This is a genomic window from Olivibacter sp. SDN3, from assembly GCF_014334135.1.
GTDB lineage: Bacteria > Bacteroidota > Bacteroidia > Sphingobacteriales > Sphingobacteriaceae > Olivibacter.
Genome location: NZ_CP060497.1, coordinates 1044757 through 1060988 on the forward strand (window position 1 = coordinate 1044757; position 16232 = coordinate 1060988).

The 16232-nt window shown below is 39.7% G+C and carries 14 protein-coding genes; 4 read left to right on the plus strand and 10 right to left on the minus strand.

Going from position 1 to position 16232, the window contains the following annotated elements; all coding sequences use genetic code 11:
* Positions 1 to 110 precede the first annotated feature (110 nt).
* The 3 genes from H8S90_RS04215 to pfkA all read left to right on the plus strand — a co-directional run bounded on the left by H8S90_RS04215 (position 111) and on the right by pfkA (position 3387).
* Positions 111 to 557 (plus strand): protein-disulfide reductase DsbD N-terminal domain-containing protein, encoded by a 447-nt coding sequence (locus H8S90_RS04215; RefSeq protein ID WP_187341343.1) that lies wholly within the window; start codon positions 111 to 113, stop codon positions 555 to 557.
* A gap of 149 nt (positions 558 to 706) precedes the next feature.
* Complete coding sequence (locus H8S90_RS04220) at positions 707 to 2374, plus strand: protein-disulfide reductase DsbD (RefSeq protein ID WP_187341344.1); 1668 nt, start codon at positions 707 to 709, stop codon at positions 2372 to 2374.
* A 38-nt stretch (positions 2375 to 2412) separates the two neighbouring features.
* Complete coding sequence (gene pfkA / locus H8S90_RS04225) at positions 2413 to 3387, plus strand: 6-phosphofructokinase (RefSeq protein ID WP_187341345.1); 975 nt, start codon at positions 2413 to 2415, stop codon at positions 3385 to 3387.
* A gap of 256 nt (positions 3388 to 3643) precedes the next feature.
* Here the strand turns inward: pfkA and msrA are convergent, their stop codons facing one another.
* The 10 genes from msrA to dacB form a co-directional block, all read right to left on the minus strand.
* Positions 3644 to 4303, minus strand: coding sequence for a peptide-methionine (S)-S-oxide reductase MsrA (gene msrA, locus H8S90_RS04230; RefSeq protein ID WP_187341346.1), 660 nt, complete (start codon positions 4301 to 4303; stop codon positions 3644 to 3646).
* A gap of 41 nt (positions 4304 to 4344) precedes the next feature.
* Positions 4345 to 5343 carry a zinc-binding dehydrogenase gene (locus H8S90_RS04235; RefSeq protein WP_187341347.1) on the minus strand — a complete coding sequence of 333 codons (999 nt, stop codon included), beginning with the start codon at positions 5341 to 5343 and terminating at the stop codon, positions 4345 to 4347.
* A gap of 246 nt (positions 5344 to 5589) precedes the next feature.
* Positions 5590 to 6201, minus strand: coding sequence for a superoxide dismutase (locus H8S90_RS04240; protein ID WP_187341348.1), 612 nt, complete (start codon positions 6199 to 6201; stop codon positions 5590 to 5592).
* Between the two features lie 128 nt (positions 6202 to 6329).
* Positions 6330 to 6797: a nucleoside deaminase gene (locus H8S90_RS04245; protein WP_187341349.1), complete on the minus strand. Its 468-nt coding sequence runs from the start codon at positions 6795 to 6797 to the stop codon at positions 6330 to 6332.
* Between the two features lie 41 nt (positions 6798 to 6838).
* Entirely contained in the window at positions 6839 to 7180 is a 342-nt protein-coding gene (locus tag H8S90_RS04250; RefSeq protein WP_187341350.1) for a tRNA-binding protein, read from the minus strand.
* Between the two features lie 156 nt (positions 7181 to 7336).
* Positions 7337 to 8584, minus strand: coding sequence for an ABC transporter permease (locus H8S90_RS04255; protein ID WP_187341351.1), 1248 nt, complete (start codon positions 8582 to 8584; stop codon positions 7337 to 7339).
* Positions 8585 to 8645: 61 nt separating this feature from the next.
* Positions 8646 to 9917: a metallophosphoesterase gene (locus H8S90_RS04260; RefSeq protein ID WP_187341352.1), complete on the minus strand. Its 1272-nt coding sequence runs from the start codon at positions 9915 to 9917 to the stop codon at positions 8646 to 8648.
* 30 nt (positions 9918 to 9947) lie between these two features.
* Entirely contained in the window at positions 9948 to 11012 is a 1065-nt protein-coding gene (gene hemH, locus H8S90_RS04265) for a ferrochelatase (RefSeq protein WP_187341353.1), read from the minus strand.
* 154 nt (positions 11013 to 11166) lie between these two features.
* Positions 11167 to 12015, minus strand: coding sequence for a 4-hydroxy-3-methylbut-2-enyl diphosphate reductase (locus tag H8S90_RS04270; protein WP_187341354.1), 849 nt, complete (start codon positions 12013 to 12015; stop codon positions 11167 to 11169).
* A 59-nt stretch (positions 12016 to 12074) separates the two neighbouring features.
* Positions 12075 to 13571, minus strand: coding sequence for a D-alanyl-D-alanine carboxypeptidase/D-alanyl-D-alanine-endopeptidase (gene dacB / locus H8S90_RS04275; RefSeq protein WP_255501807.1), 1497 nt, complete (start codon positions 13569 to 13571; stop codon positions 12075 to 12077).
* A gap of 90 nt (positions 13572 to 13661) precedes the next feature.
* On the opposite strand from dacB, the gene H8S90_RS04280 reads away from it, so the two are divergent.
* Entirely contained in the window at positions 13662 to 16196 is a 2535-nt protein-coding gene (locus tag H8S90_RS04280; protein ID WP_187341355.1) for a zinc-dependent metalloprotease, read from the plus strand.
* Positions 16197 to 16232: the final 36 nt, after the last annotated feature.

Genomic DNA, 16232 nt, shown 5'->3' on the forward strand with positions numbered 1-16232 from the left:
CTTTGCGGCTAACCGAATTGCTGGATATAACCAGCAATCTGCGTAACATATTCACACATTTTAAACCATTTTAGACGAAACTGTCTAAAGATTAATTAATCCAAAATGCTATGAAAAAATTAAGTGTATTGGTAGCATACATATTACTAACACTAACCGTATCTGCTCAGATCAAGACTCCAGTAAAATGGTCATATGCAGCAAAAAAGCTAAATGATCAGGAAGCTGTCGTATTAATTAAAGCTACCATTGAAAAGGGATGGCATATTTATTCACAGCACATAGAACCGGGAGGGCCTGTGCCTACAAGTTTTTCATTCACCTCATCTGGAGACTACGCCACAGATGGAGAAACTTCTGAACCTAAAGGGATCAATCATTTTGAGAAAGTTTTTGACATGGATGTCATATACTTTGAGAATGAAGTTGTCTTTCAGCAAAAACTAAAGCTGAACAAACCCGCTACAACTGTTAAAGGTACTGTTGAGTTTATGGTATGTAATGATAAAGAATGCCTACCTCCCGATGAAGTTAGTTTCAATATACCGATTAAATAGAGAAAAAGGCATCTGTTATGTAACCGATGCCTTTTTTAACAAAAACCCATCTAATAGCCTAACTTACTATACTTTATTTACATTAATGCGACTGATCAATCGCCTTTCAGTCGATAATAATTACTAATTTCACGCCTTAAATAAAAACGATGTATAAGATTTTTTTTATAGCCGTCTTAACGTGTATATTAAGCACCTTAGCATTGAGTGCATTTAGCTTTACTTTGCAGGCAGACACTATATCTTTTGACGACATTGAATTTACTGACATCCAAGAAGATACCATAGTAGAGGATGAGCCTGCCGTCCAGCAACAAGGCAATTCAAAACTGCACTCTTCCGAAATTCAACAAACAGAAAAAGATGAACTGTCGCTTTGGCAAACTTTTATCAATGGCCTGCTATTTGGTTTCGCGGCGATTTTGATGCCCTGTATTTTCCCGATGCTTCCTCTAACGGTTAGTTTTTTCACAAAAAGAGCCGGAAGTAGAGCAAAAGCGATTGGCCAGGCTATTATATATGGATTGTCTATTATCGTAATATATGTTGGACTGGGCATGTTAGTGACTATATTTTTTGGTTCGGATGCCCTCAATGCACTTTCTACTAATGGCATTTTTAATTTTTTCTTTTTCTTGCTTCTAGTGGTGTTCGCCGCATCATTTTTGGGCGCTTTTGAAATAACATTGCCTAGCTCATTTGTAAACAAAATTGATGCTAAATCTGATCAGGGCGGTCTGGTTGGCATCTTCTTTATGGCTTTTAGCCTAGCACTGGTTTCGTTCTCTTGTACAGGACCACTAATTGGAACACTTTTAGTTGACGCTGCCTCTAAAGGAGATCGCTTAGGTCCGGCAGTAGGGATGTTCGGTTTTTCATTGGCTCTGGCCATTCCTTTTGCCCTATTTGCGTTATTCCCGTCCTTACTCAAGTCGTTACCAAAATCTGGCGGATGGTTGAATAGTGTAAAAGTTATTTTGGGTTTTCTCGAGCTAGCCTTTGCCTTAAAATTTCTATCGAATGTTGATTTAGCCTATCACTGGAATTGGCTAGACCGTGAAGTATTTCTTGCTATATGGATTGCTATTTTCACCCTGATGAGTCTTTATTTACTTGGAATCATCAGGTTTGCCCACGATAGCGAAATCAAGTATCTTTCTGTCCCGAGAACATTTTTTGCGATCATCGTTTTTTCTTTTGTTGTTTACCTGATTCCTGGCATGTGGGGAGCTCCGCTTAAATCTGTGAGCGCCTTTTTACCTCCCAGCGCAACGCAGGATTTTGACCTTAGTGCAAGTGTTTCCGTACCCGCATCATCACCTAATAATGCTGATATTAAAAAGAAATATGCGGAAATCTTCCACGACCGAGGTACGCCAAAGGGGTTCGACCCATTTTATGATTACGATCAAGCTTTAGAAGTAGCTAAACAAATAAATAAGCCCGTGCTAATTGATTTTACCGGTTGGAACTGCGTGAACTGTCGAAAAATGGAAGCGAACGTATGGACAGAACCTAAAGTTAAGGAATTACTCAACAACGAATTTGTAATGGCTGAGTTATTCGTAGATGATAAGACCGCTCTTCCACAAGAGGATCAATATGTTTCTACCTATAGCAATAAAAAGATCAATTCGATTGGTAAAAAATGGAGCGACTTTCAGGCAGCTAAATTCAACAGTAATTCGCAGCCCTTATACGTAATCGTTGATGGCGATGGCAGTGTTCTAGTTCCTCCTCAGGGTGCAAATTATGATCCTGAAAACTATATCACATTTTTAGAAAGTGGTATAGCAGCTTATAAAAATCGACAATAGCTTTTACTTATTATTTATTAAGAATTTATATTTACCACATGAGCACAATAAAAAATATAGCCGTATTTACTTCAGGAGGAGATTCTCCAGGCATGAATGCCGCAATCAGAGCCGTTGTAAGAACAGCGCTACATTATAATTTAAATGTTTTTGGAATACAGCGTGGCTATGACGGTATGGTAAACGGAGATATCTTTCCGATGGATGCCAAGTCGGTTGCTAATATCATTCAACGTGGCGGAACCGTTTTAAAAACGGCTCGCAGCAAAGAATTTATGACTCCAGAGGGGAGACAAAAAGCATACGAGCAATTAAGAGAATTCAACATTAATGGCTTGGTCGCTATTGGTGGTGATGGCACTTTTACGGGCGCTGCTAAGTTTATTCAGGAACATGATATTCCGGTAATGGGTTTACCAGGTACAATTGACAATGATCTTGCCGGCACAGACTTTACCATTGGTTATGATACGGCGATTAATACCGTTATAAATGCAGTAGATAAAATTAGAGACACGGCAGAATCACACGATCGCTTATTCATTGTGGAGGTTATGGGACGTGATTCAGGCTTAATCGCTTTGAGAAGTGGGATTGGCACCGGAGCAGAAGCCATTCTCATACCGGAAAGTGCTACTGATTCAAGTGCTTTATTGGACAAACTAGCCCACGGGAGAAAAAACAAATCTTCAAAAATTGTATTAGTTGCGGAAGGTGATGAAGAAGGGGGCGCATTTACTATTGCAGAAATGGTAAAAGACAAATTCCCAAATTATGATACTCGGGTATCAATATTGGGACATATTCAGCGAGGGGGCAGTCCAACCTGTATGGACAGAGTATTAGCAAGTCGGCTTGGAGTAGCGGCAGTAGAAGCGTTGCTGGAAGGCCGTAAGGGCGAGATGGTAGGACTTATCAATGGAACAGTTGCTTTTACCTCATTCGATAAAGCTATTAAGCATATCGACTCCCTTACCCCAAGTTTATTAAAAATAGTAAACATACTATCTTAATATAGAAGGAAACGAAAGGGGGCTTAGTTAGTTCATGTGGCCCCCTTTTAATATTAAATAAGTTTTTTATACTAGTTTTAAATCGTTTAGTCTCGCCTTGGTATCCTTTCCCGTATAATTTGCGGCGGTAAGCTTTTAATTTTCGGGTCTGTCCTTCAAAAACGTATATTTAAGTATAATGCATCGCCTTAGTAAAATTTTGCTAACAACCATCGGTATAACTATTATTTTACTATACAGTCCTTAATCAGAAACGCTAATTTTTCAGTTTTGCTTTAAAAACTTTCTTAAACTTCTCCATTTTTGGTGCTATTACAAACTGGCAGTATCCTTGATCAGGATTAAGTCTATAATAATTTTGATGATAGTCTTCTGCTATATAAAACGGACCATATGGTTTAACAGCTGTTACTATGGGCTTGGCATAAACTTTTTCTTCATTTAGGCGTTTTATATAAAAGTCTATTTTATCTTTCTGTTCCTGATTGTGATAAAAAATAGCCGACCGATACTGTGTTCCGATGTCATTCCCTTGCCTATTCAATTGTGTTGGATCATGTGCCACAAAAAAAGCTTCAAGAAGTTCGTCATAAGTAATCTTTTCTGGATTATACAAGATATTGACAGCCTCGGCATGTCCCGTGTTCCCACCGGTTACCTGCTTATAGGTTGGGTTTTTCAAATGACCTCCTGTATATCCGGAAATTACTGTATCTACCCCCTCAAGCTCTTGAAATTGTGCTTCTACACACCAAAAACAACCAGCCGCGAAAGTAGCTGTATCACCCCGTTGACTTCCCGATCCTGGTAAAACCTGCCGCTCCGAATGGACAGATGGTTTTTCATTACGCCCATTAGCGCATGCAAGGCATGCAATAATAACGACAGACCATAGGATTAAAGTTTTGCCTTGCATGATTTTACAATCTAAATAAATTTATACCACAAAAAACACATCTAATCTATTCGAATAACAATTTTACCAAATTGATCGGCGTTATCCATTTTTCTGATAGCCTCTTCTGCATGGGCCAACGGATGGATGGAATCGATTAAGGGCTTTATCTGATGTTTATTTACAAATGTCATCATTTGATTAAAGTCTTTTGGAGAGCCCATAGTACTTCCCAATATACTTAACTGTTTCCAAAAAATCTTCCTTGCATTGAGCTCCGGCAAGTCTCCAGAGGCAGTTCCTCCGAAAAACACAATTCTTCCTCCAGGCTTCGCTAAATCTATATGGTGGGCAAAGCCTGTGCCTAAAGAGCTGTCAATAATTACATCAAACCCTCCGTCGGGCTTTATTTTTTCTGGCCAATTTTTGTCCGTATACAATACACCCGCTTTTGCTCCAACATCTATCGCCTTTTTTATTTTTTGCCTTTTTCCAGAAGTTACGTAAACCTCTGCATCGGCGTGTATTGCCCATTGCAAAACAAAAGTGGCAACACCACCTCCCACGCCTGTTATTAAGATCTTTTCGCCTTTCTGTAAATTTGCCTTAGAAAAAACAGCTCGCCAAGCCGTTAAGCCCGCTAAGGGAAAAGCTGCCGCCTCCTCTACAGTCAAATGTGCCGGGACAGGATAAAGGTTCTGCACTGGTATTTTAACATATTCAGCGAAAGTTCCGTTTTGTGGAAGCCCCAAAATATTGAAATCGGTTCCCTGAACAGCCTCATTATCGCCCCAATTGATAGCAGGATTAATCATCACCTCTTTTCCTATCCACTCCCCTTCAGATTCGCTCCCTACCTCTTCCACATCGCCCGCACCATCCGAACCTAAAATTATCGGAAACCTTAAACCTGCGTACTGCCCTTTCTGTATCCAAAAATCTCTTCGGTTTAATGCCGCGGCCTTTATTCTAACCAATGCTTCATTTGCTTTTAACTGTGGTTTATCCACATATTTTACTGTTAATGGTAAATTAATTCCATCTAACACAATCGCTTTCATCTGTAAATAATTTTTTGTAAATATTCATCTTAAAAGCACTCATGAACCGCTCTGCGGCTTTTAATCCATCGGCATAGGCCTCCTACCATTTTCAAAATTTATATCCCAAAATGTGACAAATGAAATATACAAATGGACGGTCCTTAGCGCTATTTTTGCACTCATCAAAGAGCATGATATAAAAACGGCAGTGTTAGCCAACGCAAACACTGCCTTTAATAAATCTTTTAAATGGTTGTGAGAGGCCTATTTTTTTGCTTCAGCATAGCGCTCACCGACTGATTTCCAGCATATAACGTTGAAAATCTCTTCTAAATAAGATGGGCGCTTATTTTGATATTTCAAATAATAAGCATGCTCCCAAACATCTATCCCAAGAATAGGTGTACCTTTAATTTCAGCAATATCCATTAAGGGGCTATCTTGGTTAGGTGTTGAAGTTACTTGCAATTTTCCTGCACTATCAACAACTAGCCAAGCCCATCCGGACCCGAAACGGGTAGCACCGGCTTCTTGTAATTTCTTTTTCAGTTCTCCAAACGAGCCGAATGTCTCATCAATAGCTGAAGCAAGGGCTCCACTTGGTGTTGTTTCCGCGTCAGGGGACAAAATAGTCCAAAATAATGAATGGTTATAATGCCCTCCTCCATTGTTACGTACCGCTGCTGGATACTTTGAGATATTTTTTATGATATCTTCAATAGAAAGCGATTCAGCATCTGTACCAGAAACCGCATCATTTAATTTATCCACATATGTCTGATGGTGTTTGCCATGATGGATTTCCATTGTTTCTTTGTCGATATGAGGTTCTAATGCATCTGATGCGTAAGGTAACGCAGGAAGTGAAAATGCCATAATTTTATGTTTTTTTATTTTCTGATTTGTTATATTACAAATATAACGATATAGTTCTTTAAATTGTTCTTTACAATTTCAGTTTTTATTGGGAGATGAAATACGAATGACATTCCCTTAACAAGTACTTACCTTTTTAATTCAAAAAATTTTCTCATTAAAGAACTACATGCTGTATCTAGAACACCTTTGATAATGGTAGTTTTAGGATGTATGATATTTTCGGAAATGGACGTGTAGCCTCTTTTATCATCTTTTGCGCCAAAAACAATCCGTTGTACCTGCGCCCAATACGACGCACCGGCACACATTACACAAGGCTCAACAGTGACATATAATGTACAATCTTTCAGATACTTTCCACCAATATAGTTAGCTGCCGCCGTAAGCGCTTGCATTTCTGCATGGGCCGTTACATCATTTAAAGTTTCCGTAAGGTTATGTCCCCTTGCAATAATATTTCCGCCATGAACAACTATAGCTCCTATAGGAATTTCATCGGCATCAAAAGCTTTTTGCGCTTCTTTTAACGCTTCTTTCATAAAAAACTCATCTGATATCGTATCAGCGGTATCTTCAAAATTAATGTACTTCATATTTTTTATTAACATGTATTTGGCATGCCCGGAATACCTAATTATATCAACTTTGCCCCATTGGGAACAGTGCTAGCAACTGTACTCAAAACAATATCTCCATGCTCGTCAGCAAATCCTGTAACTAGACATTCGGAAAAAAAATTAGCTATTTGTTTTTTTGGAAAATTGACTATTCCTATAATTTGCTTTCCAACGAGATCCTCTTTCGTATAATGCCTAGTAATCTGCGCGCTACTTTTAAGCACGCCAATTGCCGGGCCAAAATCTATACTTAGTTTATAAGCTGGTTTACGTGCTTCAGGAAAATCCTGCACTTCTAATATCGTACCGACACGAAGGTCTACTTTTTCAAAATCGTTCCAGTTTATCTCTTGTTGCATGAGCTAAAACTAGTAAAAACTTAGGGAAAATACACTTTTTTACAAGTGTTAGTTTTTTGTTCAAGCTATTCTCGCCGGTATTTGAACTAAATGCAAAAGGCATGTGCCATCTGCCAAAAAAGCAAGCATGAAATTATTTTATAAAGGAAGTATTATCTATTCATAGCGGAGCGCTTCTATCGGATCCAATCTAGAAGCTTTTGAGGCCGGGTAAAAACCAGAAAGTATTCCCACTAAAATACATACCGTTATTCCCAAAACCATCCATAGCCAAGGTATTATGAAGCTCGTCCCCAACGCCATTGCTACCAAGTTACCTATTAGAATACCAAGAAAAATCCCCCCAAGTCCCCCGATAAGACATATAACAATGGCTTCTGTTAAAAACTGGATCCGTATTACGCTTGGTGTTGCTCCAATCGCTTTGCGAACGCCTATTTCACGGGTACGTTCAGTAACCGATACCAACATAATATTCATTAAACCAATGGAAGCGCCGATCAATGTAATAATCCCAATGACAAATGCTCCCAACGCCACATAGGTCAAACTGCTTACTAATATTTGCGCCACAGCATCACTCTTTGTAATCTCAAAGTTGTTTTCCTGCGTTACGCCTAAAGACCTAATTTTCCGAAACAATGCGGTTGCTTCGCCTATAGCCGATTCGATATGCTGTGCGTTGCTACTCATCACCGTAATGGTATAAGATGGCGTTTCTCCCTGGACCACTGCTCTTGCCCTATAAAGAGGGATAATACATGTTCTATCTGCACCCATACCCGCGCTTGACCCTTTGTCTTCCAGCACACCAATAATTAAATACCGAGCGTCTCCAATAGTTAGCATTTTATCTATTGGATCTCTTCCATTTTTGAAAAGACGTTTTTTTATTTCACTTCCTATAATTACGACGTTAGCTCCCGTCTCCAGCTCTCTCTGGGTGAAGTTCCTCCCGCTTTCCAGCTTATATCCTCCGGTTTGCAAATAATCGTCATCACCTCCCAAAACGGAAATATTAGGATTCGACTGTTCACTACCGTATTTAACTACTGCATAATTAGACGCATATGCACTGATAGATACTGTAGCGGGATAGTCAAATCTTTCCCTGAAGGCCATAGCCTCACGATAAGTTATTTTCTGGAATACTTTAGGTCTGGTACCACCACCCCCTATCTGCACATTGATGCCCCTGTTACGAATATTGAATGAGTTCGCTCCCATTGCTGAAAAAGAATCAGTCAAGGAATTCTGTATGGCGTCAATAGATGTTAAAATGCCCACTAGCGCCGTAATGCCTATCGCTATAATAAGTGCTGTTAAGAATGTTCGAAGCTTGTTACTGGAAATAGATTCTAATGAGAGTCTTATATTCTCCCGATAAGGCATTTTTACCGACATAGCAATCTCTGTTTGCATTAAGACAACTGCAGAAAAGCTTTGTTACAAGAAGAATTTCTTTTTATGTGTGTTCAACAGGATCGTTCCCCGCTATAAGTTCAAAAATAGTGATTTCCGGAAGGATACCTACCCGTCCGGGATACCCCAAGAAACCATAACCTACATTCACATATAACTTTTGCTGGTTCTCTTGATACAGGCCCGCCCATTCTTTATAAACGTATTCCGCTGGGCTCCATTGATAATGCTCTCCCCGCACACCAAATTGCATGCCATGTGTATGTCCTGCAAACATTACGTCAATATCCCTATTGTTCTCCAGTATCTGAGCTCTCCAATGTGATGGATCATGCGACAACAAAAGCTTAACAGGCAGATCTTCTGTCCCTTCTTTCGCCAGATCTATTCGACCATACTTTGGAAATCTGCCCGTTCCCCAGTTCTCTACACCTAAAACACCTATTTGCTCATTATCAACCTGAAGTTTTCGATGCTCGTTCAACAGCAATTCCCAGCCCATTAATCCATGTATTTCTTTTATCTGCTGCAGATTTTTACGCTTTTTTGGACTATCTTCTTTCCCATAAAAATAGTCTCCATAATCGTGATTACCCAATGTGGAAAAAACCCCCAACGGAGCGCTAACTTTCGAAAAAAGATCCTGATAGTTTCGCATTTCCTCGGCTTTATTATTCACGAGATCACCCGTAAAAAAAACAACTTCAGGTTTTTCTGCCAAAAGCATGTCTATTCCCCCCAATACCGCCTTTTTATTATAAAAGCTGCCAGAGTGAATATCTGATAATTGCCCGATTTTTATACCATGAAAGGCTTTCGGTAAGTTAGGTAGATACAGCTTTTGCCTTCTCACTTGATAATCGTAACCACCTACCGCAATTCCCCAACTTAGCGTTGCAAAGGGTACCGATGCTACAACAATTCCGGCACGCGTTATAAATTGCGATCTGCTAATAGTATTAGCGTCAAGCTCCTGCTGACGAACCTCCTTGCCCGGTTTCTTTATTACGCTTATAACTCTTCTACGGACCCAAACACTCCCCCTCCTAATTTCATCTATCAGCAATACAAGGACATAGACAGCCTTACTGGTGAAAGTAAGAAAAAATGCAACCAATATAACCGATCGTAACATTAACGGTATATTCAAAAGAATGCTAGCAATAACGCCAAAAAACAAGGCTATATTGTAGGTCCACCACAACGATTTGAACAGCTTGCTCTTAACCCATTTTATGCTGCTTTTCTGTAGCGCATAATAAATATAAAAATCTATTAAAAGGAGTATAAAAACATTTAATAGAATAAGTCTCATAACACAAAAAAGAAATTACTTTCCCTCATTTTATGGATATACTGCCTGCTTAGTTTGAGGATGTACAGTGGCATCATAAGCATATACCATTTGTTTAAGGGCTTCGATCCATTTAGGGTGATCATTTAGACTTGGAACAAGCTCTACATGCTCTCCACCCAACTTTTTAAATTCTTCGCCGTATTCAACAGTAACTTCATACAACGTTTCCAAGCAATCTGCGACAAATGCCGGACATAAAACCAACAGTCTCTTTGTATTTTTTTTTGCCAAATCTTCTAGGACGTCACTGGTATAAGGTTGAATCCAAGGTTCTTTTCCAAGTCTTGACTGAAAACAAACGGTAAACTTTCCTTGATCCAAATTGAGCTTTGCAGCTATAAGTCTCGCTGTTTCATAACACTGTGCTACGTAACAAAATTTATTGGCTGAATTTATTTCGTATTTACATGTAGAAGCTTCACAACGGTGTTCACCAGAATTATTTATTTCTTTCATCTGCCTTTCAGGGAGGCCGTGGAAGCTAAAAAGCACGTGATCAAAAGAGGCTGGAGTTTTGCTTTCAGCATTTTCCGCAAAAGCCGCTATCATGAGATCATTATCATAGAATTGATTAACGATAGAAATTCGTGGAAAGGTATGCCATTTTCGCATCAAGCCCATTGTTTTTTCAATGACAGAGCCAGTACTTGCGGATGCATACTGCGGAAACAGCGGAATAACTATAATACTGTCCACCATAGCTGCCCTAAGTCTTTCCAAGGCATCCTCAATGGATGGTTTTTGATAGCGCATGGCCAGTTCTACCTGGTAATCATCTCCCAACTCTTCCTTTAACAAAGCTGTTTGTATCTCACTGATGTGTAAAAGAGGTGACCCAGTATCGGAATCCCAGATCTCACTATAAAGTTTAGCTGTCTTTGGACTACGGAAGGGCACTATAGCTCCACGCACAAGCAAATTACGCTGAATAACCCCAACGTCAATCACCCTACCATCCATAAGAAACTCATCTAGATACCTTCTAACATCCGAAACTTTCGGACTATCAGGAGTTCCTAAATTAATCAGCAATACGCCTTTTTTAGTTTTCATTAATAACCAAATCTTTTAAAAATGTTCGATACGCCGCATTCCACATATGTTTATAAAAAAAGCCATATCTCCTGCAAAGATAAGCAATTGTACGTTGACTGATTTGAATCTTTAATAATGTGAGGTTTACATGATACAACAACCTACTTCTTATTCAGAACATTTCCAATGCGTCTTTCACTGCTTGCATCAACCACATAGGAGTGGACGTTGCCCCACAGATGCCAACCGTTTCATTAGCGTTGAACATACTTGGTGATAATTCTTTAGAATCTGATATAAAATAGCTGTTTGGGTTATGCTGAAGACACACATTAAACAATACCTTACCATTGGAGGATTTTTTCCCTGAGACAAAAACAATTTTATCATATTGTTTCGCAAAACCCGCAAGGTCTTCATACCTATTGGAAACCTGCCTGCAAATCGTATCATTTGCCTTCACTTCATACCCCCTTTTCAGCAGCTCTTCTTTGATGCTATAAAACTTTTCCGTGCTTTTAGTGGTCTGACTATATAAAGTAAATTTATCAGGCAGTTCAACGTCCTCTAATTCCGCTATATCCTGAAAAACAATTGCTTCATTATTAGTTTGCCCTTGCAGTCCAATAACTTCAGCATGACCATGTTTACCGAAAATCAAGATTTTTTCTTTTTCGTCATAGGATGTTTTTATTCTGTTCTGGAGTTTTAGAACCACCGGGCATGAAGCATCTATCAAGGTAATATTATTTTCCAATGCAATGCGATAGGTTTCAGGCGACTCTCCGTGTGCTCTAATTAACACTTTTTCATTGCTGAGAGTAGGCAGATCTTCATGGGAGATTATCCTTAAGCCTTTAGCTCTTAAACGACTTACTTCTTCGTCATTATGCACAATATCGCCTAAACAATATAAATAGCCGTCATTTTCTAAAATTTCTTCGGCCATATCGATTGCATAAACCACTCCAAAGCAAAAGCCAGAGTCCTTATCAATGGCAACCTGCAGATTCTGTCCCATAATGCAAAGTTAAGGTTTTATTTACTAAAAACTTAACACCTTAAATTAAAGCATTTTCTTCATTTCAAGGTATTAAGCAGCTTAAACATTTTTTGTCGCATATTATAAGCTGTCCCCTCATAATTATTAACGAGCAAACTAAACACCAATTCAGTACCCAACGCATTTTTATGATATCCTGTATACCCTAGTACTCCGCCAATCGTACCACTTTTCATACGCATACCATTATAAGTTGGAAAGCTTTTGTAATAGCTATCAAACCAAGATTCTTTCTTCGCGGAAGCTAGAATACGTGCCATAGCATCAGTAGTGACCCTATTTTCGGGTGAAAGGCCGCTACCATCCAAAATACGCAGGGCTCCTTTCGGAATACCTAATCTGCTTGCCCAAAAATCGCTTAACAACTGGGCTGCGTTTTCTGTATCAATATTCTTACCCTGTTTAATAGCCATTGTTTTCAAGAATGATTCGCCATATAAATTGATACTTTTCTGATTAAACCAATACACCAATTCTTTTAACGCAGGAGAGTTATGCGTGATTAACAGCTTGCCTTCCGATATCTTAATTTTACCCGAAAGGCTTAACATCTTTGATGTTGTTGCAGGAACATTAACGGTAATACCTTGATCTTCTAAAGCCAGCTGTAGACGCAATGCGGCATCATAGGCCGCATCTGGCAACGCAGCCTGTATGTTTTTTTTCATATCAATACCATAGGTTCCCCGGAGGTAAATAATAGATGAATAGGGCGCAGCATAGGGATAAACCTTATCTCCAGACCCAGCCGCTCCTGTTGTCGACTCATTAACTACCTTTATATATGAAATATTTGGTTTGGTAGCAATCAATGTTGTAGTTTCTCCTACCCGACTCGCTGGGCGCAATTGAATATCCACTAAATTCTCGCGCCAGTTTAAACCAGAAGGCCCTGCTCCATAGTAGCTTCCCAAGTCTTGCCAAATCCACCGAGGGGCAGCTGTTTGTCCACCAAAAACAGCATCGTCGGCAATGATACTACCTTCGATTTTTTTTATCCCCGCAGCCTTTATGGCGGCAGTCCACTGACCAAGCAGCAATGCTTCCCTCGTTGTTTCGAATCTGTTACTTGCCAACGACGGGTCTCCACTTCCACGAATAATAATATCTCCGAGAAGCACTCCGTCGTCACTGATTTTACCCGTGTGCAAGAGCTGCGTCTGATAACTATAGTCTGCCCCCAATATATGATAAGCTGCTGCAGAAGTAATCGTTTTCAATGTAGAAGCTGTAGCAAGCCCTAAAGCTTCATTCTTAGCGAAAACGGTTTCTCCGGTTTGCGCATTCAATACTGTAAATGAGACTGATGCATATTTTAGATCTTTATCCTGTTCAAACTGCTGATAGGCTGCAGCTACTTTTTTTTGAAGGGACTGACCAATGACTGGTTTATGGAGAACTACTAGCAATAAACCAAGCAAACAGCTACATTTTCTAATATCAAAACAAATCATAAACAACGAATTTACACGAACGGCCAATATCCATATTTTTTTTACAAAAAACACGGTCATAACCATCCATTTCTACCTAAAAAATGACATTTTTGTAGAAAAAATACATCAACCTCAAAAACCATATCTATTCACACGCTATAAAACCATATGCTTAAACAACAATTTATTCTTTTAGGATTAGGTCTATCACTATTAATATCCCTAAACAGCTTTGCCCAACACCGCAAAATACCAAAACGAAAGCCAGCAAAAACAACAATTGCAGACGACAGTACAAGGAAAGCTCCCGAAAAAAAAGAACCAAAAAAAGAACCAAAAAAATTTGAGGACTTTCTGAAAAAAGACAGCAAAAGCAACGTAGGCCTTTTTACCATACACCATCAAGAAGAAAAGTATTATTTTGAGATTCCAGACAGTCTTTTGGAACGTGACCTACTCGTAGTCAATCGAATTACTAAGTCAGGTGCTGATCTGAGAACAGGAATGAGTGGTTATGCAGGAGACCAGATAAACAAAAACGTTATCCGCTTTGAAAAAGGGCCTAGAAATAAAATATTTTTACGTAAGATCTCCTTTTCCGAGCGTTCCTCAGACAGCACACAGGCCATGTACCGTGCTGTCATGAATTCAAATATCCAGCCTATTGCAGGAAGTTTTGATATTGTTGCATTTTCGAAAGACTCCGCCGGCTCAGTGATAGATATGACCGGCTTCATTAATGGCGATAACGATATTCTCTTTTTTGCCCCTTATTACAAAAGCACGCTAAGACTCGGAAATTTACAGGCAGATAAATCATATATTTCCAGTATTCGTACCTACCCCATGAACACGGAAGTTAGCACTGTCAAAACATACGGAAGAACTCCTCCTCCCGGAACCAGTGGACCCACAGCCGCGCAATTGGGCTCGGGCACAGCAACATTGGAGTTGAACACCTCGTTGGTCCTTTTACCTAGAGAGCCTATGCAAGCACGTTATTTCGATTCAAGAGTAGGCTATTTCACGGTGAAGTATACGGACTTTGATTTGAATCCTCAAGGTGTTAAAACGCAATCCCTTATTACCCGTTGGCGTTTAGAGCCAAAAGAAGAAGACCTAGAAAGGTATAAAAGGGGCGAGCCTGTGGAACCAATAAAACCAATTGTTTATTATATAGACCCTGCAACCCCCGAAAAATGGGTCCCTTATCTTATTGCCGGCGTAAACGATTGGCAGTCGGCCTTCGAACAAGCTGGTTTTAAGAATGCCATAGTTGCAAAACGCGCACCAACACCTGAAGAAGACCCGGAATGGTCACTGGAAGACGCCCGCTATTCAGCCATTGTATACAAACCTTCCACTATACCTAATGCCAGTGGTCCACACGTGAATGATCCTCGAAGCGGGGAAATTCTTGAGAGCCATATCAACTGGTATCACAATGTAATGTACCTCTTACGAAACTGGTATTTTGTGCAGGCTTCACCTAATGACGAACGCGCCAGAAAAATGCAATTCGACGACGAACTTATGGGAGAGCTTATTCGTTTTGTATCTTCCCATGAAGTAGGACATACACTTGGGTTACGGCATAATTTCGGGTCAAGTTCTGCATATCCCGTAGAGAAGCTTCGTGACGCAAAATGGGTCAAGGAGCACGGTCATGCCGCTTCTATTATGGACTACGCCCGATTCAACTACGTTGCCCAGCCAGGTGATGGCATATCTGGCAAAGATCTGTATCCAAAAATCAACTATTATGACAAGTGGGCAATTGAATGGGGCTACAAATTGATTCCTGAAGCTCACCATGCGGCACAAGAAACCCCCATACTCAATCAATGGGTACTTGGAAAGGCTGACGATCCAAAATACTGGTTTGGAACCGAGAGCAACCCCAATGATCCACGCTCGCAGAATGAAGATTTAGGAGACGACGCGATGCAAGCAAGTACCTATGGTATTAAAAACCTCCGATTTATTCTTCCTAATTTAAAGAAGTGGACAAGCGAACCAAATAAAGACTATGAAAATCTCGGGACAATGTATGGCGAGCTCATCAATCAATTTGGAAGGTACGCCGGCCATGTAGCAAAAAATGTCGGAGGAATTTATGAAACGCCGAAAACAATTGAACAATCGGGAACCGTTTACGAACATGTATCTAAAAACAAACAGCACAAAGCGATGCTCTTCCTGTCAACGGAAATATTTGATGCTCCAAAATGGCTAATTAATTATGAGATCGGCAACCTGAGTGGCTCTGATCCTATTGAATTGATCGGTAAGGTTCAAAAAAGCACTTTAGACCGTATATTATCAACACGCACCTTAAGCAACCTTATTCAAGCTGAAGTACAAGAAGGTAGCAGGGCTTATACAATAAAGGATTTATTCACCGATTTCGACGCCGGCATTTGGAGCGAGCTCAATAGTAAGAAGGCAATAGATGTTTATAAAAGAAATCTTCAGAAACATTATGTAAACAATCTAATAAAACTCCTATCTCCTCCAACAAACGGAGAATCCTCTGCTGACCCTACAAAATCGGATGTATCGAGTGTTGCTAGGGGACAGCTCATCAGTCTTCAAAAAAATATCAGTGGTGCAATCACCGGAACGACAGATACGTTAAGCAAATATCATTTACAAGACCTATCAGAAAGGATAAGAATAACACTCCAACCGGGTAGTAAATAGTTAGTAGTTAAAGAGTTCGTATATTTAGTCAAATAA